Source organism: Vreelandella halophila (assembly GCF_019903425.1).
In the GTDB taxonomy this organism is placed as follows: Bacteria; Pseudomonadota; Gammaproteobacteria; order Pseudomonadales; family Oleiphilaceae; genus Halospina; species Halospina halophila.
Genome location: NZ_JACHUZ010000013.1, coordinates 1,342,618 through 1,363,670 on the forward strand (window position 1 = coordinate 1,342,618; position 21,053 = coordinate 1,363,670).

The following is a 21,053-nucleotide window of genomic DNA, read 5'->3' on the forward strand; positions in this document are numbered from 1 at the left end:
AGTGAAATGTCGATGTAAAAAACAGTAGAGGCTCGAAGGAACAAAGTTGACTGGAAAATCGTGGGCAACCTCAATCGTGGGCGTGTTCTGGGGCACCTTCACCAGGAAGGAGCCCAAGACGAACATGCAGAACATCATGGAGCTGCTGCAGCTCTATACCCAGGGGAAAATCCGGCCGCGTGTGAGCGAGGTGCATCCCTTTGAGGATTACGTGAAGGCCCTGAACGGGCTGAGTGAGCGCCGTGCGACCGGGAAAATCGTGCTGAAGGTGGCGGACTGAGCGTCTATGAGGATTAACTGACAGAGAAGCGAGACCAGGGTCAACTGTTAGAAGGAATCTAATGGTTGACCGGTCTCCGTTCCTGCATCTGGGAGCTTGCAGCTGACTGGTGCAAGTTGTTCAGTTGTAAAGGATAACTTGATAGCTGGACAGAGTGTCTGAAGGTAAGATATGGACCTGTTGCTTCAGTATTGTTCTGAACGTATCCTCTAGTTAATTACGAGCCCAACCGGATGGGCAATCTGATGAAAGGAGTCATCCATGAGCGAAATCACGCTTTCCCTTCCCGATATACCGGATTCCAAGGTCGTTCTGAATGAGCGAGAGGCCCGAGAGGTGCTCGCATTCTTCTGGCCTTCCAAGAAACCCATTCTTCAGAATCGCGTCATCACTCTGGAACTCCGACGATACGCACAGGCATTGCTTTTCGTGGCCGTTGACGGGTCCTATCTGATGGGATTTGTGGAAATTGCTTTCGATACGCTGTTCAGTCCCAAGCCGGGGACCTCAGTTAAAAAGTTGATCCGGAAAGTTGTTCTCAAATCAGCAAAGCACTGGTGGGAGCATGCAAACCAGGAAGATCTTGAGGATCCAACGGTCTATGAGACTATTCGCTCGGAAATCGCTCGCAAGCAGAAATCGGTTTTTGAACTGAGGCTTAATGGATATACCCGGGTTCCACTACAAAAGAGACGGATTGTCCTGAGTGGAGTTGAGCCGGGGACGCTTGCCTGGACCTGAGGTGTGATATGAGAAAGCTGCTTAAGGCTACAGGGATCAGCCTGATTCTCCTTGTCGGTGGCGTTGCCGGTGCGAGGGGGTACTATTTTGCTACCACGCCCACTTTTCAGATGATTGCTGTTTATATGGATCCTGATTATGGGCCGTCAGCGTTCACGTGGGGGGCGGAAAAGGCCTTCTATATCTTTCATCCTGAGGAGGCGGACGTCGAACAACTGAACAAGGAGGCGGGCGCTCAGTATGTAGTGGATGTATTCAGTGCGGAAGAAGCGAGGCCCATTCTGGAACATCTCCTTGAGCATGGTCTGGATATCAACAGTGTTGAGACAGTCACCGGTAAGGGGCTGACAGCGCTGCATGCGGCTGCGCTAAGCAATAACCGCTCGGGAGTGGAGCTGCTTTTGGAGTATGGAGCTGACCCCCAATTGACGGACAACGAGGGGCGAACTGCTCTGGAGCTTGCTCAGGCCAGTGATGAAGCCCGGCCCGAGATGGACTATGGTCCTGTCATCGAGCTCCTGGAGAAGGCGACGGTAGCCAACGACAGTGCTCAGGAACCATCCCAACAGGCTCGCTCGGGTTGAGCGTTCCCTATTCAGAAGCGGCTCTGTTCACTTTCCAGTTCATACCCCAACTCCAGAAGCAACCGCTCCTGCCCGTGCCCGGCGGCCAGATGGACGCCGATGGGCAGGCCGGCTTCGGTCCAGCCCATGGGCATGGACAGCGCCGGGCCGCCGGCGGTGTTGCAGAAGGGCGTGAAGTTCACGTAGGCGGAGAGGCGCTCCATCAGGGTGTCGTAGGGAACATCCGGGTGCAGCCAGCCGAGCTCCGGCGTGGTGTGGCCGAGTACCGGTGAGAGCAGGATGTCGTAGTCCTCGAAAAAGCGCGCGTACTGTTTCCGGGTGCGCTTGAGCCGCGTGATGATGGCCGGAAGGCGGTGCATGTTGCGGCGGAAGCGCTGGTAGAGCCCCCGGCTCAGTCCGTCCACCTGCTCCGGATCAAATCCCTTGCCGAAGGCGAATCGGCCGCCGCTGGTGGCCAGGAACGACAGCATGCCCCAGTAGTGCTTGAAATCTTCCGGAAAGGACGGGTCCACCGGCGGGGCGACAGGCTCAATCCGGTGGCCGTTGCGTTCCAGCTGGTGGGCGGTGTCCTCCACGGCGCGCCGGGTGGCGTCATCCGTTGCGGTGCCGTTGATGGAATCCATCATCAGGGCCACGCGGTAGCGCTGATTGCCGGGACCCTGGACATGGCCGATGGGCGGAAGCTTGCGGCTGCGGTGAACGCGCTCCATCTCCGAATGGAAGAGGGCGGTATCGCGAACGGTGCGGGTCACCACGCCTTCGCTCATAACGTTGATGGGCAGGGGGCGTGCACTCTCGGCCACGGCGTGCCGGCCACGCGTTGGCTTGAGCCCGACCAGGCCGCAGCAGGCAGCCGGGATGCGGATGGAACCACCGCCGTCGTTGGCATGGGCCATGGGCACGGCACCGGCCGCGACCATGGCCGCGGAGCCGCCCGAGGACCCCCCGGTGGAATACCCCGGGTTCCAGGGGTTGCGGGTGGGGTCGTCGTGGGCCGGCTCGGTGGTGGCGTTGAAACCGAACTCCGGCAGGGCGGTCTTGCCGAGCAGGGTCAGGCCCGTAATCATGAATTCACGCGCGTACGCCCCATCGTGTTTGGCCGGATGGGGCTGGATGGCAGCGGAACCATGCCGGCTGGGCAGCCCCTTCAGGTCGGTGTTGTCCTTGAGCAGGGACGGAATACCGGCCAGCCCCCGATTGCTTCCCCGTGCATCCCGGCGGGGCTCGTTGAAACACTCCACCACCAGCGAGTTGAGCTGGGGGTCGAGCTGGCGCAACCGTTCAATGGCGGCCTGTTGAAGGTCCTGTTCCGAGACGTCTCCCCGGTGGAGTCGTTCCCGGAGTGCGACGGCGTCGTCGTTGCCCAGGGCGTCATCCTGGAAGGCATGGATCTGTGGCTTGTCGTCGGCCATGAGGAAGGGCTCCCTAGAATGAAATCTCACCACGGTCGATGGCGGTAACGGTGTCGTCATCCAGCGCCTGGTAGCCATTACCGCCCTGCAGGAGTGCGAAGACCCAGTCCCCTTTGTCACCGGGGTGCCATGCCTGCTTCTGCAGGTCGGTCTTCTTGTACTTGAAGGTGCCGGTGGTCTCGATGGCCTCGGTCAGGCGCAGGAAGATCGGCACGGCGTAGGGCGGCAGGTTGTCCTTCAGGTACCGGTGCAGGGCGGTCAGCTCAGGGTTCTGCTCGCGTGGCACCAGGGTGGCCATGCCGGCCTTGCCGTCGTGGCCGGGAATCTCCACGCCGTAGACGACGATGTCCTCGAAACCGCCGAAGCCGTCAATGATGTTCTCGACCTCGTTGGTTGAGACGTTTTCGCCCTTCCAGCGGAACGTATCGCCCATGCGGTCGACGAACTGAAGGTGCCGCCAGCCGATGTCGCGCATCATGTCGCCGGTGTTGAACCAGGCGTCGCCCTGCTTGAAGGCGTCCCGGATGATGGACTTCTCGGTATCCTCCTTGCGGGTATAGCCCTCGAAGTTCCACTTCTGGGTGATCTCGCCGATCAGGAGACCGGGATCCCCTTTGGGCACTTCCTGCAGGCGGCCATTGCCGTTGCGGATGGGTTCCTTGGTGCCTTCCTTGACCTTCACCAGCTTGTAGGGCGCGGTGGACATGCCTACCGTGCAGTCGAGGTTGAAGACGTTGGTGAAGCCGATATTGCCCTCGCTGGAGGCGTAGAACTCGGCCACCTGCTCGATCCCGAAGCGTTCCTTGAACTCATGCCAGATCGAGGGCCGTAGGCCGTTGCCGATCATCTTGCGCAGCGGGTGGTTGCGGTCCTGGGAGGTGGCCGGCTGGTTCAGCAGGTAGCGGCAGAGTTCGCCCACGTAGCCGAAAGTGGTGGCCCCGTAGTAGCGCACGTCCTCCCAGAAGCGGCTGGCGCTGAAGCGGCGCTTCATCACCAGCGAGGACGCACCGGAGAGCACGGAGCCCCAGCACACCAGCAGTGCCGTGCCGTGGTAGAAGGGCAGGCTGCAGTAGAGCACGTCCTCCGGCGTCATGTTCAGCGCCATGAGCCCGAAGCTGCCGCTGGCCTTGAAGAACTTGCGGTGGCTGCTGGGCGCGGCCTTGGGCAGGCCGGTGGTGCCGGAGGTGTAGATGTAGACGGCGTTGTCCCCGAGCCGGGGTGGGTCCTTGGGGGCCGGATCCAGTGTGTCGACGGTGCTGATGGCTTCTGCGACGTTGGTGTAACCCTCGGGCGCCTCGCCGACGTCGCTGCGGGTGTCCCGGTCCGCGAGGTACAGCAGGGTATCGTTACCCTCGGGGGTCACGCGCTCGCGCACGGCCTCGAAGGTGTCCAGAAGTTCCTCGCCCACCACGATCTTTTGTGGCTCGACCAGGCCGATGCTGTGAACGAGCACGTCGCCTTTCTGGGAGGTATTGAGCATGGCGCAGGCAATGCCCATCTTCCCGGCGCCGGTGACGATGGCCAGCAGTTCGGGGCGGTTCTCCAGCAGAACGGCGACGGTATCGCCCCGCTTCAGGCCCTGGCTGCGGAACCAGTGGGCGTACTGGTTGGCCCATTGGTTGAACTGGTGCCAGGTGAGGGTCTGCTCGCCGTAGTGGATGGCCGGATTCTCGCTGTGGCGGCGTGCGTTGCGTTCGACGAAGGTGCCGATGCTCTGGGCCTTTTCGTCGTCGCTCATTGAATAGTAGTAGAGGCCCCGGGCCATGTAGGGAGCCTTGCGGATGAGGCCGGGGACTTTGCGGATGACGTCGGTGGCTCGGATCTGATCCGTGGTCATGGGACTCCTTGTTGTGCTCGTTGCATGAGGGGGAGCGGGGCGCCCTTCACGGGAAACGCTGTAAATACTTTTCAGTTGCGCAGTCCTGCTTCACTGAAAAGTCCTGGGTTTACATCCGTGTAAACCCGTTTGCGCTTAAGCGCGCAAACCCCTTTACGCTGCTCTTCCGCCATCCCTGGCTCCAGAGCTTCCCGTGAAGGGTGCCCCGCTCCCCCTCTTCAAGCGCCTAGGGGATTTCAATCGTCAAGGAAAAAGTCCTTCATCAGCTCCGGCCCGTTCGGGTCATAGCGGTAGTGCTCCAGATCGCTCACACCCTCTTCCGCCAACACATCGTCATCGATCAGGCACTGCCCGGTCGTGCGCGAGGGCGGGCGCTGGAGGATGGCTGCCGCCGCATCGCCCATGATCTCGGGCTTACGGCCTTTCGCCATCATGTCCGGACCACCCACCTCGAACTCGATTGCCGCGGTGGCGATCAGCGTCCGGGGCCAGAGGGCGTTTACCGCCACGGGCAGTTTCCGGAACTCTTCCGCCATGCCGATGGTCAGCATGGACATGCCGTACTTGCTCACCGTGTAGGGCGCGTTACTGGCGAACCACTTCGGGTTCAGGCTGATGGGTGGCGACAGGTTCAGGATGTGGCCGTGGTCGGATTCACGCAGCCAGGGCAGGGCGGCCTGGGAGCACACGAAGACCGCGCGGGCGTTGATGGACTGCATCAGGTCGTAGCGCTTGACCGGCAGGCCCGCCACGCCCTGAAGGCGGATGGCGCCGGCGTTATTGACCAGGCAGTCGATGCCGCCGAAGTGGTCGGCGGCCTTCTGCATGACTTCGGCGACCTGGTTCTCATCCTGTACATCCAGTTTCAGCGCCAGTGCCTTGCTGCCTGCCTCTTCCACTTCCTGAGCGACCGTGTGGATGGTGCCGGGCAGCTTGGGATGCGGTTCATCGGACTTCGCCGCGATGACGATGTTGGCGCCCTGCTGGGCACAAGCGAGGGCAATGGCCCGGCCGATGCCGCGGCTGCCGCCGGTGATAAGGACCGTTTTTCCGTTCAGGTTACTCGTCATTGTTGCTCTCCGCTTCGCGTGAGGCGTCGGCCGTGACGGTCATCAGGATCTGGCGGGTGCGCACCTGGTCGCCGGTGCTGACCCGGACCCCGGTGATCTCACCGTCGCGATCGGCCCTGAGTGGGTGTTCCATCTTCATTGCTTCCAGTACCGCCAGCGTCTGGCCGGCCTGGACCCGGTCACCCTCGGTCACGCTCACTTCAACGACCGCGCCATCCATGGTGGCGCGTACCTCGCCGCTGCCCTGTTCGTCGGCCCGCCGGGCCGGAGCGTGGGTCGCGTCCTCGAACTGCAGGGCGCGACCCTTGGCGTGACAATATAGGGTTGATCCGACAATCTGATATTGGCTTTTCTGACGCACACCGTCGAGGGTGACGACCAACTCATTCGCGTCCAGGTGCGCCACCCGGAGCTCATGGCGGGTTTCTCCGACCCATGCCTCGATATGAGCCCGCTGGTCGATAAGCCGGACCCATTGCTGGTGTCCGCTGCCCGCCAGCAGTATCGGGCAGGCGCTGGGCAGGCTGTTGCTCCAGCCCGCGCGGTCCCCATGGGTTCCGCCGGTGCCCGTGCGGTATAGGATGAGTGCCGCCAGCGCCTGCTCGGCTGTTGTGGGCTCAAGCGGGGACAGGCTGGGATCGCCCTGGAACTCCGTATCCAGAAAGGCCGTGGTCGCGTCGCCGGCGGCGAAGGTTTCATGGCCCAGGATGCGGGACAGGAACCAGGCGTTGTGGGTTACGCCCAGCAGGACCGTGTCCTCGAGCGACCGGATCAGCCGGCGCCGGGCGCTGTCGCGGTCCGGGCCGCGTGCCACGACCTTGGCGATCATGGGGTCGTAGTGCGGCGTGACCGCATTGCCCTCAAGAATGCCATCGTCCACCCGGATGCCGTCACCCAGCGCTGGGCGCCAGCGGTAAAGAGGGCCGGTCTGCGGCATGTACCCCTGGGCCGGGTCCTCTGCGTAGAGGCGCACCTCGATGGCGTGCCCACGAATGCGTACCTCCTCCTGCACCAGCGGCAACGGTTCCCCCTGGGCAATCCGGAGCTGCAACTCAACCAGGTCCAGCCCGGTGACTTCCTCCGTGACCGGGTGCTCCACCTGGAGCCGCGTGTTCATTTCGAGGAAGTAGAAGTTGCGCGATTCATCGACGATGAACTCAACGGTACCTGCGCCCACATAGCCACAGGCCTGCGCGGCCTTCACCGCCGCCTCACCCATGGCCTGACGCATGGTTTCATCCACGAAGGGCGAGGGCGCCTCCTCCACCACCTTCTGGTGCCGGCGCTGCACCGAACAGTCCCGCTCCCCCAGATGGATGGCATTGCCCTGCTGGTCCGCAAACACCTGGATTTCGATGTGTCGGGGCCGGACAATCGCCTTCTCCAGGATCAGCTCCCCGTCCCCGAAGGCCGACTCCGCCTCCGACTGTGCCCGCGCAAGCTCATCCGCCAGCGCCGAGGGCTCATGCACCAACCGCATCCCACGCCCACCACCACCGGCGGACGCCTTGATCATCACCGGATACCCGATCTCCTCGGCGGCCTTCTGCCAGGGTGACGGATCCGTCTCCGCACTCTGGAACCCCGGCACCGTCGGCACCCCCGCCTCGGCCATGGCCTCCTTCGACCGCCGCTTACTGCCCATCAGCTCCATGGCGTGCGCCGGCGGCCCGATGAAGGTAATGCCGTTCTCCGCGCAGGCCGATACGAACGCCGCATTCTCCGACAGAAACCCATACCCCGGATGCACCGCCTCCGCCCCGGTCAGCCGTGCCGCCTCCAGGATGGCCTCAATGTTCAGGTAGGACTCCCCGGCCGGCGCCGGCCCCAGCCGAACCGCCTCATCCGCCGCCCGGACATGCGGCGCCTCCTGGTCCGCATCACTGAACACCGCCACCGTCCGATACCCCAGGGCCTGGGCCGTCCGGTTCACACGCACCGCGATCTCGCCGCGATTGGCAATCAGAATCTTGTTGAACATCGACAAGCCCCCATTCCCTATTCCTCAGCCCACGAAGGCTTCCGCTTCTGCATAAACGCCATGGTCCCTTCCTGCCCTTCGTCGCCGCGTACCGCACCGGCAAAGTCCCGGGCCGCTTTGTCGAGCAGTGAGTCCAGCGGTTCCGACTCCACCGACAAGAGAAGTTCCTTGGTCATCCGCGACGCCCCCGGTGCACAATGCCGAATCCGCTCCAGTACCTGCCCCAGCTTCTGATCCAGCTCCTCACCGGACTTGGCAAAATCATGCACCACGCCGAGCCAGAACGCCTCACTCCCATCAAACCGGTGCCCCGTCAAAGCCAGCCGCCGCGCCCGCGTCAGGCCAATGCGCCGCACCACAAAAGGCGCAATCTGGGCCGGCGTAATCCCCAGCGTCGTCTCCGGCAGCCCGAACTTCGCACTCTCCAGGCACAGGGCCACATCCGACACACAGGCCAGCCCGAAACCACCACCCATCACGGCGCCTTCCAGCACCGCCACCGTCGTCTGCGGCGCCGATTCCACTTCCGTCAGCAGGTGCCCGAAGGCCCGGTTCAGCTCGAAGATCGGATCCTCGCTGTCACCCGCCTGCTCATTGCGGGCCGCCGCCATGTCCTTCACATCGCCGCCGGCGCAGAAGTGCCCACCGGCGCCACGGAGTACCACAGCGCGCACGCCCTGATCCTCGCGGATCGCCCCGAACACGGTACGAAGCTCATGCACCATGGACAGGCTCATGGCGTTGCGGCTGTCCGGGCGGTTCAGCGTCACATGGAGGATGGCGCCGGCGTTCTCCAGCGTCAGCGTCTTGCACTCGGGCAGGGAGGCCATCAGGAATCTCCTTTCTGCTTGCCGGGCAGGGTGCCCATGAGTTTGCAGATGATGCCGAGCATGATCTCGTCGGCACCGCCGCCCACCGAGACCAGGCGAACGTCGCGATAGGCGCGCGAGACCGGGTTGTCCCACATGTAGCCGTTGCCGCCCCAGTACTGCAGGCAGGCATCGGTGACCTCGCGGCCGAGACGGCCGGCCTTGAGCTTGGCCATGGAGGCGAGCTGGGTGACGTCCTTCTGGGCCACGTGCAGTTCGCAGGCCTGGTAGGTGAGGGCGCGCAGGGCCTCGATCTCTGTCTGGAGCTCGGCCATGCGGAAATGGATCGACTGGTTGTTGATCAGCGGCTGGCCGAAGGTCTCGCGCTCGCGGCAGTAGTCGATGGTTTTATCGACACAGCCCTCGAGTGCCTTGATGACGTTGGCGGCACCCCAGAGGCGCTCCTCCTGGAACTGCAGCATCTGCATCATGAAGCCGGTGCCCTCGGCGCCGATGCGGTTGCGCTTGGGCACGCGCACGTCGTCGAAGAAGACCTGGGCGGTCTCGGAGGAACGCATGCCGAGCTTGTCCAGGTGGGGCGCGATGCTGATGCCGGGGATGTCCATGGGGACGATGATCAGGCTCTTGTTCTTGTGGGGCTTGTCGTCGCTGGTGTTGGCGAGCAGGCAGATGAAGTCGGCGCTGGGCGAGTTGGTGATCCACATCTTGTGGCCGTTGATGATGTAGTCATCGCCATCGGATTTCGCCGTGGTCTTCATGCCGGCCACGTCGGAACCCGCGCCGACCTCGCTGACGCCGATGCACCCGACTTTTTCGCCCGTGATGGAAGGCCGCAGGAATTCCTCTTTCTGCTCGTGGGAGCCGAAACGGGCCAGGGCCGGTGTACACATGTCGGTCTGGACGCCGATGGACAGGGGTACGCCGCCGGCGGCGGCGATGCCGAATTCTTCGGCGGCGACGAGGTTGTAGCTGTAGTCGAGGCCCATGCCGCCGTATTCCTCGGGTTTCTGGATGCCGAGGAGGCCGAGGTCGCCGAGTTTTCTGAAGATCTCGTGGATGGGGTAGCGGCCGTCGCGTTCCCATTCGTCGCAGTTGGGGTTGATTTCGTTTTCGACGAAATCGCGAACGGTTTTTCTGAGGGCCTGGTGTTCTTCGGTGAATTGCATTTTGTTCTGGCCTCTGTCTCTAGATTGGTTGTTTTGTGCCGGGCTCTGAAGTGGGGGAGTCTTTACGGGACCGCTGTGAACCCTTTTCAGCTGCGCTGTCCTGCTCCGCTGAAAAGTCCAGGGCATACTTCCTGTATGCCCGTTTGCGCTCAGTCGCGCAAACCCATGGGCGCTGGCGCGATGACATCCCTGTCATCGAGCCTCCCGGAAAGACTCCCCCACTCCAGAGCCATCCTGTCTCGTGGGTGACGCCGTCACGAAGCTCTGTAGGAGCGAGCCCTGCTCGCGATTTTCTGGGTGATCGCTTGCGGGGCAAGCTCCTACAGGCGAGCCACGCCAAAGCTGTTGGATTGCAGTTTCCGTTCATCACCTTCCTGGCAGATTGCCAGGGCTTCGCCCACGACCCGGCGTGTGTCCCTCGGGTCAATCAGCCCGTCGTCCCAGAGCCGGGCGGTGCCGAAGAGGGAGTGGGAGCCGTCGTTGAGTTTCTTGGCGGTGGATTGTTCCAGCACGTCGAGTTGCTGTGGGTCGGGTTCGACGCCGTTCTTGCGTTGTTTTTCCTCGGTCACGATCCGCATGACCTTGCCCGCCTGGGCACTGCCCATGACGGCGGTGCGGCTGTTGGGCCAGGCGAAGATGAAGCGGGGGTCGAGGCCGCGGCCGCACATGGCGTAGTTGCCGGCGCCGTAGGAGCCGCCGACGACCACCGCGATGCGCGGTACCCGGGCGTTGGTGACGGCCTGGATCATCTTGGAGCCGTGCTTGATGATGCCGTTCTGTTCCGAGTCCGTGCCGACCATGAAGCCGGTGGTGTTGTGCAGGAACAGCAGCGGTGTTTGGGACTGGTCGCAGAGCTGGATAAACTGGGCGGCCTTGGCGGCGCCGTTGGGGGTGATGGGGCCGTTGTTTCCGATGATGCCCACGGAGCGGCCATAGATCTCGATCCAGCCGCAGACGGTCTGGCTGTCGAAGTCGTTCTTGAAGTCCAGGAAGCGCGAGCCGTCCGCGATGCGGGCGAGGATTTCGCGCACGTCATAGGGCTTTCGGCTGTCGGCGGGGATGACGCCGGGAAGTTCATCCGGGCTGTGTAGTGGTTCATCCCATGTTTGGGAACCGTGTTCCGGCAGTGTCTTGTTCCAGTCCAGCGACGCCATGATCTCGCGGGCCTGGCGCACGCCGTCGGCATCGTTCTCGGCCAGGTACTCGGCGGTGCCGGCGACCTCACTGTGCATTTCGGCGCCGCCGAGTTCCTCATCGGTGGCGATCTCGCCGGTGGCGGCCTTGAGCAGGGGCGGGCCGGCGAGGAACATCTTGGCCTGGCCGCGCACCACGATCACGTAATCGGACAGGCCTGGCTGGTAGGCGCCCCCGGCGGTGGCATTGCCGTGGACGACGGTGATCTGGGGGATGCCGGCGGCGGACATCCGGGCCTGGTTGGCGAAGCCCCGGGCGCCGGGGACGAAGATGTCCGTGGCGTAGTTGAGGTTGGCGCCGCCGCTTTCCGACAGCGAAATCACCGGGAGGTTGTTCTCCATGGCAATTTCCTGGGCGCGCAGGGTCTTGTCGAGCCCGGCGGGGGTGATGGTGCCGCCCTTGATGGCGCTGTTGCTGGCGGAGACCATCACGCGGGCGCCGCCCACGTACCCGATGCCGCAGATCATGCCGCCGCCGGCCATGGAGCCGTCCTTGTCGTCGTGCATCTTATAGCCGGCCAGCGGGCAGATTTCGAGGAAGGGGCTGCCGCGATCCAGGAGCAGGCTGATCCGGTCCCGGGGCAGGAGCTTGTTCTTCTGGTTGAACTTCTCCCGGGCTTCTTCCGCCTTGTCGCGCACCAGCCGCTCAACGCTGCGAAAAGTCTCGATCTCGGCCTGCATGGCCTCGGCGTTCTCGGCGAACTCCGGGCTGTTGGGGTCAACCGTGGATTCAATTACCTGCATGGCAGTCAGTCCTCGTCGTCCTGGAGTACCCGGGGCGTGACGGCCCGGTGGAAGCCGTTGAAGGCTTCATTGTTTTTCGCTTTTGGCAGGGGCCAGACACTCCCGCCCTGGGAGGCACCGCCGTCGATGCGCAGGGTGTCGCCGGAGATGAAGCGGGAGCCGGGGGAGAGCAGGAAGCAGATGGCGCTGCTGACCTCGGCTTCGGTGCCGATGCGCTTGCAGGGCACGGCGTCGCGCAGGCCGCGGATCCAGGACTTCATGCTGTCCGGGTAGCTGTCCATGCCGCTGGAGGCGATCCAGCCCGGTGCCACGGCATTGACCCGCACCCCGGAAGCACCCCATTCCACGGCGGCGGTCTGGGTGAAGTTCACCATCCCGGCGCGTGCAGCCCCGGAGTGCCCCATGCCGGGCATGCCACCCCACATGTCGGCGACGATGTTGACGATGGCGCCGCCGGTCTTCGTCATGCTCTGGTTGTAGACTTCGCGGGAGACGAGGAAGCCGCCGGTCAGGTTGGTGCGCACGACGGTTTCCCAGCCTTTCTGGTTGATGCCGGCCAGCGGCGAGGGGAACTGGCCGCCGGCATTGTTGACCAGGCCGTGGATGGGGCCATGATCCTGGATGATGCTTTCGATCACCGGTTTGACGGCGTCTTCGTCACGGATGTCGCAGCTGTAGGGGTGGGCGGAGCCGCCGTCTTCTTTGATCTCGTCGGCGACAGCCTGGACCTTTTCGAGCTTGCGGCCGATGAGGATGACGTTGGCGCCCAGCGCGGCCAGTTCATGGGCGGTGCAACGTCCGATGCCGGAGCCGCCGCCGGTGACGATGATAGTCTGGTTCTTGAACAGGCCTTCTTTGAATACTGATTGGTAGCTCATTGGGTATTGGAGTCCTCGTCCCAAGCTTGGTTGTTTTTTGCAGGCCCCGCTGCGGGGGACCCCTTTTCAGGACCGCTGTAAACCCATCCATGGGCGCTGGCGCGGCGGCGTCCTGCCGCCGAGCCTCCTGAAAAGGGGTCCCCCACATCGGGGCTTCTGACCTTCCGGATAACGCAAACTTATCAAGCCCGGTTCTGTAGGAGCTTGCCTTGCAAGCGATCTGGGGAGCTATCGCGAGCAAGCTCGCTCCTAACTTACTTGCACCTCTTCCTCATTACCTCGGTTGCGTTACCGCTGATCTCGCAGCGCCGCAGTGGGGAGTGCTTTCCGGGAGGCTCGATGGCAGGGATGCCATCGCGCCAGCGCCCAGGGATGGGTTCACAGCGGTCCCGGAAAGCACTCCCCACTGTGGCGCCCACGCACAGCCAACATGCCTTAACAACCGATCAAGGCAACAAACCCGAAGGCACCGCAACCGGAATCTCCAACAGCTGCTGGGCAAACGCCTTCCCCTGAGGATCAATCCGAAGGCTGGCAACGCCACCGCCACCAAGGCTGTGCTTCAGCAGAAAATTCAGTCCATGGATCCCCGGCATATGCCACCGCAGCACTTCGCCTTTTTCCGGATCCAATGTATGCCCCATCCATTCAGCTACCCGCTCCGGCGTCAGCGCCGCCGCAATCCAGGGCAGGTACGCCTCGCGCCGGGCGACCACACCGATGTTGCAGTGGTCGCCCTTGTCGCCGCTGCGGCCCCAGGCCAGATCGACCAGGCGTATCTCAGTATCCGCCTTTCCGGTGGCTTCCGGAATGGACGCTTGCTCTGGTTTATTCGCGTTGTTGTAGCCGCCTTCGCTCGGAACCGTTACATCGAATGTCTCGCCGCTGAGATCCACGGAAACCGAGACCATGTCCTTCGGCACCAGGCAGGAATACAGCCGGATTTTGGGCCAGACGGTGGGGCGGCCGCCGACGATGCCGGTCAGGCCCGGGGCCATGCCGGTAGCGGCCTGGGCGATCTCGCGGGAGAACACCACCAGCGCCTTCTTGTCCGGGTGGGTGGCGCTGATCTTGATGACTACCTCGCGGGTGTCGCCACACCGCCCGTTCGGGCCGTAGGTGGCCTCGGTGCCGAGCAGTTCCACGCTGGTGTCGCTGTAGCCGTCGAAGCCCTGGTCCCGGATCAGGGCTTCGGACTTGCGCAGGATGGCGTTGGCGACAGTATCCGCCTTGCGGGCAGCGTCGATGCCGGCCAGCAGGAAGGTGACGGTGCACTTGTGGCCGTCCGGGTAGGTGCCGGCCACCTTGTAGCTGTTGGTTGGCGGCAGGCCCCGGGCGCCGGTGACGCAGACCTGGTCGGGGCCGGTTTCCTCCAGGGTTACGCGGCTGAAGTCGCAGGCGACGTCCGGCAGGTGGTAGGCGTGCGGGTCGTCGATCTCGTAGACGAGCTGTTCCGCCACGGTGCCGAAGCTGACCTTTCCGCCGGTTTCCGGGGGCTTGGTGATGATGAAGTCGCCGTCCGGCTGCACCTCGACGATGGGGAAGCCCATGTTGTCGAAGCCGTCCATGACGGTTTCCCAGTCGGTGAAGTTGCCGCCGGTGGCGTGGGCGCCGCATTCGATCAGGTGGCCGGCGAGGCTGCCCTGGGCGAGGCGGTCGTAGTCGTCCGTGGACCAGCCGAGTTCGTGCATCAGGGGTGCGAGGACCACGGCGCTGTCCGCCACGCGGCCGGTGATGACGATGTCCGCGCCCTGTTCCAGCGCCTGCACGATGCCGGGGGCGCCGAGGTAGGCGTTAAGGCTGACCATCATGCCGGGCAGGGGAGCGCCGCTGTCGATCTCGGTGATGCCGGCCTTGGCGATTTCGCCTTTCTGCGGCATCAGGTCGTCGCCCAGCACCATGCCGATCTTCAGGTTGAGCCCCTGCTCATCCACCAGGGCCTGGAGGGCGTCACGGCAGGCCTGGGGGTTTACACCGCCGGCGTTGCTGATGACCTTGAGGCCCTGGTTGCTGATCTCCCCGAGCAGTGGGCCCATGACGGTGTCCACGAAGTCACGGGCGTAGCCCTGGCTGGGGTCCTTGAGTTTCTGGCCGGCCATGATGGACATGGTGATTTCGGCCAGGTAGTCGAAGACCAGGTAGTCCAGGTTGCCTTTTTCCACGAGCTGGCGCGCGGCGGTCTGGGTGTCGCCCCAGAAGGCGGCGGCGCAGCCGATGCGCAGGGACTGGGGGGCGCTCATGGTGGTGGTCCTCTGTGTGCTTGCCATTGGTTCGATTGAATATACCTAGCAAGCGCTTGGTTTGTAAACTGTGCTAGTATGCTGAGTCATTGCAGGTGGATCGGGAGTGGGAAGGCTTCACGGGAAACGCTGTAAATACATCCTTGTACGCTTGTCTTCCGCCATCCATGGCTCCAGACATTCCCGTGAAGCCTTCCCACTCCCGATCCATCCGGATTCCTTGCTGTCCGCAGCTGCTAGAATTTCCGGACCTGTACTCAATGACTTGCAACTGACGCCGGAGCCGCACTTTGCTGACCGAAGACCCCGCACCTTCTCCAAGCTTTACCGACCCGGAATCCCCAAGAGGCCGTCTCCTCCGTCAGGCTGCCCACCTGTTCCGGGACAAAGGGTATGAGCGCACCACAGTCCGGGATCTGGCCTCCGCGGTCGGCATCCAGTCCGGGAGCATCTTTCATCATTTCCGCACCAAGGAGGAGATCCTCAAAGCGGTGATGAGGGAGGCGATTCTGGTCAACACAGGCCGTATGCGCTCACGCCTCGAGGCGGTTGCGGATACGCGTGAGGCGGTGCGTGCCCTGGTTCAGTGCGAGCTTGAGTCAATCAACGGTGAGACCGGCGAGGCCATGGCGGTGCTGGTGTACGAGTGGCGGAGCCTGTCGGAGGCCAGTCAGGCGGAGATCCTGGAGCTCCGGGAGGTCTACGAGGGAATCTGGCTGGAGACGCTGACCCGTGCCCGGAGCGAAGGGCTGATCCAGGCGGAACCGTTCATCCTGCGCCGGTTCCTGACCGGAGCACTCAGCTGGACCATTACCTGGTACCGGCCCGAGGGGGATATGACCATTGATGACCTCGCAGGCCATGTGATGGCGATGCTGAAAATCCCTGCTTCCTGAAGCTTCTTTCCAGACGATTCTGCACTTCCCGGACCCTTGATAGACCCTGGTCAGGCCGTTGTTACCTGCGGTTACTCGCTGTAACGACATCACAGGCTTGCCATTTCGGCCGTTGCATCCTCCCCGAGACTGCCGTTTCATGACTGCCTTGACGATCATCAAGCTTTAAAGGGCCCAACGGCCGCGCTTGAGGGATTGTCCGAAAGAGCTGTTGCCCCTTTCCGGGCTGCTGCAGAACAGATGGAGAGTGATCATGCCGAACAAAACCAACAACGGCATCTCCCTGGTCCGCATCACTGGTGTGCTTGCCGCCCTGATGATGCTGGCCGGGTGTTCCGTTAACCCCCTCCACAAGATAACCGGTGATGTGATGACCGGTTACGCCGAAGCCGAGAACACGCCCTACGTGCTGGCGATGACGGATGTCGGCAAAGCCTGTGCCCTGGGCGAGTCCGTGGATCCGCTGCTCTATTCCTTTTCCCGGGTAACCATGGAACCGGCCAAGACCGGGACGCTGCTGTCCGTTCTGGCGGGCATATGCATGGAGGATGAGGCACAGGAGCAGGAGCTGCGTTATCTGCGGGCGGACTATGAGGGCAACATGAACGAGCTGCGTGATGCCCGCGAGGCGATGCAGCGTCGATATGGCGTGACGGCGGAGCGCCGGGAGCGCGCCTTCAACCGGATGCTGACCGGGTTCAGCTACGAGCCCACGCCGGATGCTGAGTGCCCGAACCTGTACTCCGACCAAGATAAGATCACTTTCCTCCTCGGCCTGGTTTCCGGTGCCCAGGCCGTTCTGAACGACGGCAAAGCCAGGGGGCGTGCGGACGTTTCCCGCCAGCTTGCCGCCCAGGTTGAACGCTCCACCTACTGCGTCGACAACGAGAAATGGGCCGGCATTCCGGAGGGCCTCAGGGCAACCATCTGGGTGCTGCTTCCGGACCTGAAGCCGGATGAGATTTCCGCGGAAACCTGGGAAGTTCTGGCGCGCAACCGCAAGCTTGGCGTGGAGAAGGGGCTTCGTATTCCGGCCGCGTTCGAGCTGATGATTGCCGAGAATGTGGGGCGCGATAAGACCATCGCCGAGGTTCTTGCCTATCTGGATGAAACCTCCGACGACTTTGAGGTTTGGGAGCGGTATCAGCTCGCGGACCGGGTAGCGATGCGCACCGCCTGGGCCGTGTCCGATCGGCTCTGGACCCGTGAGCATGGCCACCGTACCCCGAAGAACCGCTTTGGTGAGACAGGTACCGAGGCGGACGAGGACGACAGCATTGATACCGAGGGCCTGCTCTGACGGGCCCTTTTACAGGATTAACCAACAACAACAGCTAACAGGAGAAATCCATGCGACTCCGCAGTCTGACGGCAGCTGTATGCCTTGGTCTGGCGCCTTTTGCCCAGGCGCAGGACAAGGAAATCGATATGTGTGTGTTCGATCTGATTGGTTCCAGTGGTGACCAGTATGCGCTGGTGGAGGACTACGCGATCGACATGCGTGACAAGGGCATCGAGTTCAATCTTGAGCCCTATACCGATGAGGGAGTCGCCATGTCCGCATTCTCCGCGGGTGACTGTGATGCGCTGGCGGCTACCGATCTGCGGATCCGGCGCTACAATGAGTTCACTGGCACGCTCAGTGCCGTGGGCGCCATTCCCTCGTACGAGCATCTGGAGATGGTGCTCGCCGCGATCAACAAGCCCTCGGCCAGTAAGTACATGAATGAGGGAGACTACGAGATCGCTGGTATCTTCCCGCTGGGGGCGGCCTACTTGTTTGTGGTTGATCGGGCGATGGACACGGTTGAGGATCTTGCTGGCAAGCGTATCGCCACGCTGGACCACCACCCGGATGCGGTCCACATGGTCAATTACGTGAATGCCAGCGTTGAGCCTTCCGGGATCACTGACTTTGGCGGGAAGTTCAACAACCGCTCGGTGGATGCCGCCTATGCCCCTGGGTGGGCCTATGACGCGCTGGAGCTCTACCGTGGCGTCGGTGACGACGGCGGCGTGGTGGACTACCCGCTGGGCCAGCTGACCATGCAGGTTGTCGTGCGCGATGACGTGCTTACTGATGATGAGGCCCAGACCTCGCGGGAAGTGGCGTTTGATCACTTCGATACCGCGATCGAGAGGGTGAAGGAATACGAAAAGGATATTCCAGAGGAGAGCTGGATCGCGATACCCGACAGCGACATTGCGGACTACCAGGAAATGTTCCGCCAGAACCGCATCGAGCTGCGTGATGGCGTTGATGAGGACGGCAATGACGTGCCGGAGGTGTATCACGGCGAAATGCTGACGCTGCTGCGCAAGGTGCGCTGCCGGATCAACCCGGGTGCGTCCGAGTGCACGGCATCGGATCGTGAGTAACAGCCATCCTCTCTGACGTATCGAGGTAGTCATGTCGGAACCGTCCTCCTCCTGGGGGAGCGCGCGCGCTCCCAGCCATGCGCGCCGCCTTCACGGCGCGTTCGTGCTCTTTCTGCTGGTCTCCCTGCTCCTGATGGGGCTGGGTGGCTCCATGCATACCCGTATGCTGGCGCTTGGGGAGCAGATCTGGCCGGGGTATTACTCCCTGGATCCCGGCGCCGACGCGCCCAGTTGCGAGGTTGATGTCGATATCGACAAGCGGGTCCAGGAGGAGTTGTCAGCGGAAAAGGAGGAGGACCCCTTTGGGCTGGGCGGCGACGGTCCGAGTAAGGAGGCACTCCGCAGTTCCATCGAGAAGAACGTGGAGCGCTGCCAGGAGCGCCATGAGCAATATGAGGCCATGCAGGAGCGCATCACGCCTGTGCTGGTCGCCTACAAGACGGTTGAGCGGGGCATGGCCGAGTGGCTGACGGACAACCGTTCGCTCTCCACCTACCTGTTCATCATGCTGCTTGGTTTCGGGGCGGCAACGGCGGCTTTCGCCAACCACCACATCAGTATCCGCCCACCCATCAACCGGGTGGATTGGGTGCTGGCGGAAGGCGGTCAACTGGTGGTGAACCTGCTGATGGTCTACTCGCTCTACAACTACTTCGGGAACCTGGTGGACACGCCGGATACAGGGCGTCTCCAGGATCTCCAGAAAGCCTGGATGGTGATGTTCACATCCCTTGCAGGCATCAACCTGGTCCGGCTGTTCAGCATGCCTGCCGATCTGCCCCGCGGTCGACTCGGGATCTCATCACCACTGGCCATTCCGCTGTACTGCTGGATGGGGGTGATGGGCTACCTGTATTTCTCGAACGGTGGTAATTGGGACACGGCGGGCCTGGGCGTCTACCTGAACCAGCTGACCAAGCACGCCTCGCTGTTCGTCAACATCGGGCTCTACGTGTTCGTGGGGATGATGCTCAAGCAGACCACGATCCCGGATCGTCTGCTCGCGGTGGTGCAGCCCTGGCAGCTGCCCCCGGCGACGCTGGCCTCGCTGGTGATCTTCGCCACCGCCTTCCCGACGGCGTTCACCGGCGCTTCCGGCATCTTCATCCTGGCGGTGGGAGGTACCGTCTATGATGAGCTGCGGCGTGCCGGAGCGGGGCGTCAGCTGTCGCTGGCCACCACGGCCATGTCCGGCAGCCTGGGCGTGGTTCTCAACCCCTGCCTTCTGATTGTAGTGGTGGCAGCCCTGAACAAGGAGGTGACCACCTCTGAGCTCTTTGGCTGGGGCTTCTGGGTCTTCATCCTCTCAGCCACCATCTTCACGCTGATGGTGACCCGCAGCGAAAAGGAATGGCGCCCACGGGCCAGTAACCCACGGCTTGCCACGAAGCAGTCGCTCCGGGCGCTCAAGCCCCTGATCCCGGACGTGGCACTGGTGGCCGTGATCGTCTTCCTGTTCTGGCTCGTGCTGGGCATGGAGTTCAACGAGTTCTCGGCACCCATCATGCTGCCGATCATCATGATGGCGCTGGTGGCCCTGGACTATGACGGTGGCGGCAGTCGCGTTATGGGTACGGGGCGTCGCATTGCCATTGGCGCTGGTGAATCCGCCGTGCACGTTGGGGCACTGCTCACGCTCATTGGTCTGTCCATGACGGTTGGTGGCGTGCTGGAGCGCTCCCACGTGATCGCCGGCCTCTTCCCGGCGGAAGCGGAGTCGGTCCTGCTCGTGGTGCTGGCGCTCATGGTGATGCTGACGATCATCGGCATGTTCATGGACCCGTTCGCGGCTGTGGTGCTGGTTTCCGCCACCATTGCGCAGCCGGCCATCGGCCTGGGCGTGGATGCGCTCCACTTCTGGGTCATGACCATTGTGGCCTTCGAGCTGGGGTATCTGACGCCACCCGTGGCGCTCAACCACCTCCTTACCCGACAGGTGGTGGGTGTGAAGGAGGCGCTCGTGCCCGAACCCGACGCGCCCAACCTCTACCGGCGTTTCCAGCGTCTGATCCTGCCGCTGATGGTGATGGGCACGACGCTCCTGCTGGTTGGCCTGGTGCCTCTTCTGTTCTACGGTTGAATGCTTGGAAGCCCGTGGAGAGGCGGCGTTACGAGGGCTGTGTAAAACGAATTCCTACGTCTGCGGCCCGGGAGAGGCCTGTGCTGAATACCTTTCAGAGGGGCGGCCCAGGGAGATCGAGGTTACCCGCACCATGAATCTGGACGTGACACTGGAAACCGCCTTCACCCGCCCGGTTGATACCCAGGTGGATACCGGCTACCGTCGAGTCATTGATCAGTAAGCTGCCGGGAAGGGGGTTATGCCAACTGTGAGTCTTCGTACGCTGGGTATCGGCCTGCTGGCGCCTTTACTGGTCGGGTGCCAGGCGGGGCAGGCGGAGATGGAACCCCTCTCCGGGGTTGAGGTGGTCGGGCAGGCCGATCACTGCAACCGTCAGACACCCGGTCTTTCCCTGGTGCAGTCGATGTCCGACTTCCCGCAGGTGGATGGGTTGCTGCCCGCCGGTGAGGGGGCTCTTGAAGCCGGCCATGACGTGCTTGTGGTTTACCTGGGGCAACGGCCCACGCCGGGGTATGGCGGTGAGCTGCGCCAGGCGCAGATGGTGGATGGAAATCTGGAGCTGTCCCTCAACGCAACAGAGCCGGAGAGCGGTTCCATTATGGCCCAGGTGATCACTACGCCCTGTGTGGCACTGGCCATCCCCGAGCAGGGCTGGTCGAGCCTCTCCGTCCGGATGGGTGCCGACGGCTTCCCACTCAGTCTTGAGGCGCCCACAGACCGCTGAATCCCTGCCTGTTCT

Annotated in this window: 18 protein-coding genes; 9 read left to right on the forward strand and 9 right to left on the reverse strand. The window is 62.9% G+C overall.

Going from position 1 to position 21,053, the window contains the following annotated elements:
* The first annotated feature begins 46 nt into the window (after positions 1-46).
* From H4I92_RS10490 to H4I92_RS10500, 3 genes are all read left to right on the forward strand, one after another.
* Positions 47-280: a zinc-binding dehydrogenase gene (locus H4I92_RS10490; RefSeq protein ID WP_245800871.1), complete on the forward strand. Its 234-nt coding sequence runs from the start codon at positions 47-49 to the stop codon at positions 278-280.
* A 261-nt stretch (positions 281-541) separates the two neighbouring features.
* Complete coding sequence (locus H4I92_RS10495) at positions 542-1,021, forward strand: hypothetical protein (RefSeq protein WP_077530542.1); 480 nt, start codon at positions 542-544, stop codon at positions 1,019-1,021.
* An 8-nt stretch (positions 1,022-1,029) separates the two neighbouring features.
* Positions 1,030-1,605, forward strand: a complete 576-nt coding sequence (locus H4I92_RS10500) for an ankyrin repeat domain-containing protein (protein ID WP_077530543.1) — start codon at positions 1,030-1,032, stop codon at positions 1,603-1,605.
* An 11-nt stretch (positions 1,606-1,616) separates the two neighbouring features.
* Here H4I92_RS10500 and H4I92_RS10505 read toward each other — a convergent pair whose 3' ends face one another.
* The 9 genes from H4I92_RS10505 to H4I92_RS10545 form a co-directional block, all read right to left on the reverse strand.
* Positions 1,617-3,017, reverse strand: a complete 1,401-nt coding sequence (locus H4I92_RS10505; RefSeq protein WP_077530544.1) for an amidase — start codon at positions 3,015-3,017, stop codon at positions 1,617-1,619.
* Between the two features lie 13 nt (positions 3,018-3,030).
* Entirely contained in the window at positions 3,031-4,854 is a 1,824-nt protein-coding gene (locus tag H4I92_RS10510; RefSeq protein WP_077530545.1) for a long-chain-acyl-CoA synthetase, read from the reverse strand.
* Positions 4,855-5,090: 236 nt separating this feature from the next.
* Complete coding sequence (locus tag H4I92_RS10515; protein WP_077530546.1) at positions 5,091-5,924, reverse strand: SDR family oxidoreductase; 834 nt, start codon at positions 5,922-5,924, stop codon at positions 5,091-5,093.
* Positions 5,914-7,905, reverse strand: a complete 1,992-nt coding sequence (locus H4I92_RS10520) for an acetyl/propionyl/methylcrotonyl-CoA carboxylase subunit alpha (protein WP_077530547.1) — start codon at positions 7,903-7,905, stop codon at positions 5,914-5,916. The genes H4I92_RS10515 and H4I92_RS10520 overlap by 11 nt, the downstream gene beginning before the upstream one ends.
* Before the next feature lie 17 nt (positions 7,906-7,922).
* A complete protein-coding gene (locus H4I92_RS10525) occupies positions 7,923-8,735 on the reverse strand; it encodes an enoyl-CoA hydratase/isomerase family protein (protein ID WP_077530548.1) in 813 nt (270 codons plus the stop codon).
* The gene (gene atuD / locus H4I92_RS10530) at positions 8,735-9,901 is read right to left on the reverse strand and encodes a citronellyl-CoA dehydrogenase (protein ID WP_077530549.1); all 1,167 of its coding nucleotides are present in this window, start codon (positions 9,899-9,901) and stop codon (positions 8,735-8,737) included. The genes H4I92_RS10525 and atuD overlap by 1 nt, the downstream gene beginning before the upstream one ends.
* A gap of 320 nt (positions 9,902-10,221) precedes the next feature.
* On the reverse strand, positions 10,222-11,838 hold the full coding sequence (locus H4I92_RS10535; protein WP_077530550.1) for an acyl-CoA carboxylase subunit beta: 1,617 nt from the start codon (positions 11,836-11,838) through the stop codon (positions 10,222-10,224).
* 5 nt (positions 11,839-11,843) lie between these two features.
* Complete coding sequence (locus H4I92_RS10540; protein ID WP_077530551.1) at positions 11,844-12,716, reverse strand: SDR family oxidoreductase; 873 nt, start codon at positions 12,714-12,716, stop codon at positions 11,844-11,846.
* A gap of 446 nt (positions 12,717-13,162) precedes the next feature.
* The gene (locus H4I92_RS10545; protein ID WP_077530552.1) at positions 13,163-14,956 is read right to left on the reverse strand and encodes an acyclic terpene utilization AtuA family protein; all 1,794 of its coding nucleotides are present in this window, start codon (positions 14,954-14,956) and stop codon (positions 13,163-13,165) included.
* A gap of 290 nt (positions 14,957-15,246) precedes the next feature.
* Between H4I92_RS10545 and H4I92_RS10550 the strand changes: the two genes are divergently transcribed.
* The 6 genes from H4I92_RS10550 to H4I92_RS10575 all read left to right on the forward strand — a co-directional run bounded on the left by H4I92_RS10550 (position 15,247) and on the right by H4I92_RS10575 (position 21,038).
* The gene (locus tag H4I92_RS10550) at positions 15,247-15,852 is read left to right on the forward strand and encodes a TetR/AcrR family transcriptional regulator (RefSeq protein ID WP_077530553.1); all 606 of its coding nucleotides are present in this window, start codon (positions 15,247-15,249) and stop codon (positions 15,850-15,852) included.
* 253 nt (positions 15,853-16,105) lie between these two features.
* Positions 16,106-17,152 carry a hypothetical protein gene (locus tag H4I92_RS10555; protein WP_077530554.1) on the forward strand — a complete coding sequence of 349 codons (1,047 nt, stop codon included), beginning with the start codon at positions 16,106-16,108 and terminating at the stop codon, positions 17,150-17,152.
* 50 nt (positions 17,153-17,202) lie between these two features.
* Positions 17,203-18,231: a putative solute-binding protein gene (locus H4I92_RS10560; protein WP_077530555.1), complete on the forward strand. Its 1,029-nt coding sequence runs from the start codon at positions 17,203-17,205 to the stop codon at positions 18,229-18,231.
* 31 nt (positions 18,232-18,262) lie between these two features.
* On the forward strand, positions 18,263-20,311 hold the full coding sequence (locus tag H4I92_RS10565; RefSeq protein ID WP_077530556.1) for a TRAP transporter large permease subunit: 2,049 nt from the start codon (positions 18,263-18,265) through the stop codon (positions 20,309-20,311).
* 4 nt (positions 20,312-20,315) lie between these two features.
* A complete protein-coding gene (locus H4I92_RS10570; RefSeq protein ID WP_143512662.1) occupies positions 20,316-20,534 on the forward strand; it encodes a hypothetical protein in 219 nt (72 codons plus the stop codon).
* An 18-nt stretch (positions 20,535-20,552) separates the two neighbouring features.
* A complete protein-coding gene (locus H4I92_RS10575; protein ID WP_077530557.1) occupies positions 20,553-21,038 on the forward strand; it encodes a protease complex subunit PrcB family protein in 486 nt (161 codons plus the stop codon).
* The last annotated feature ends 15 nt before the right edge of the window (positions 21,039-21,053 follow it).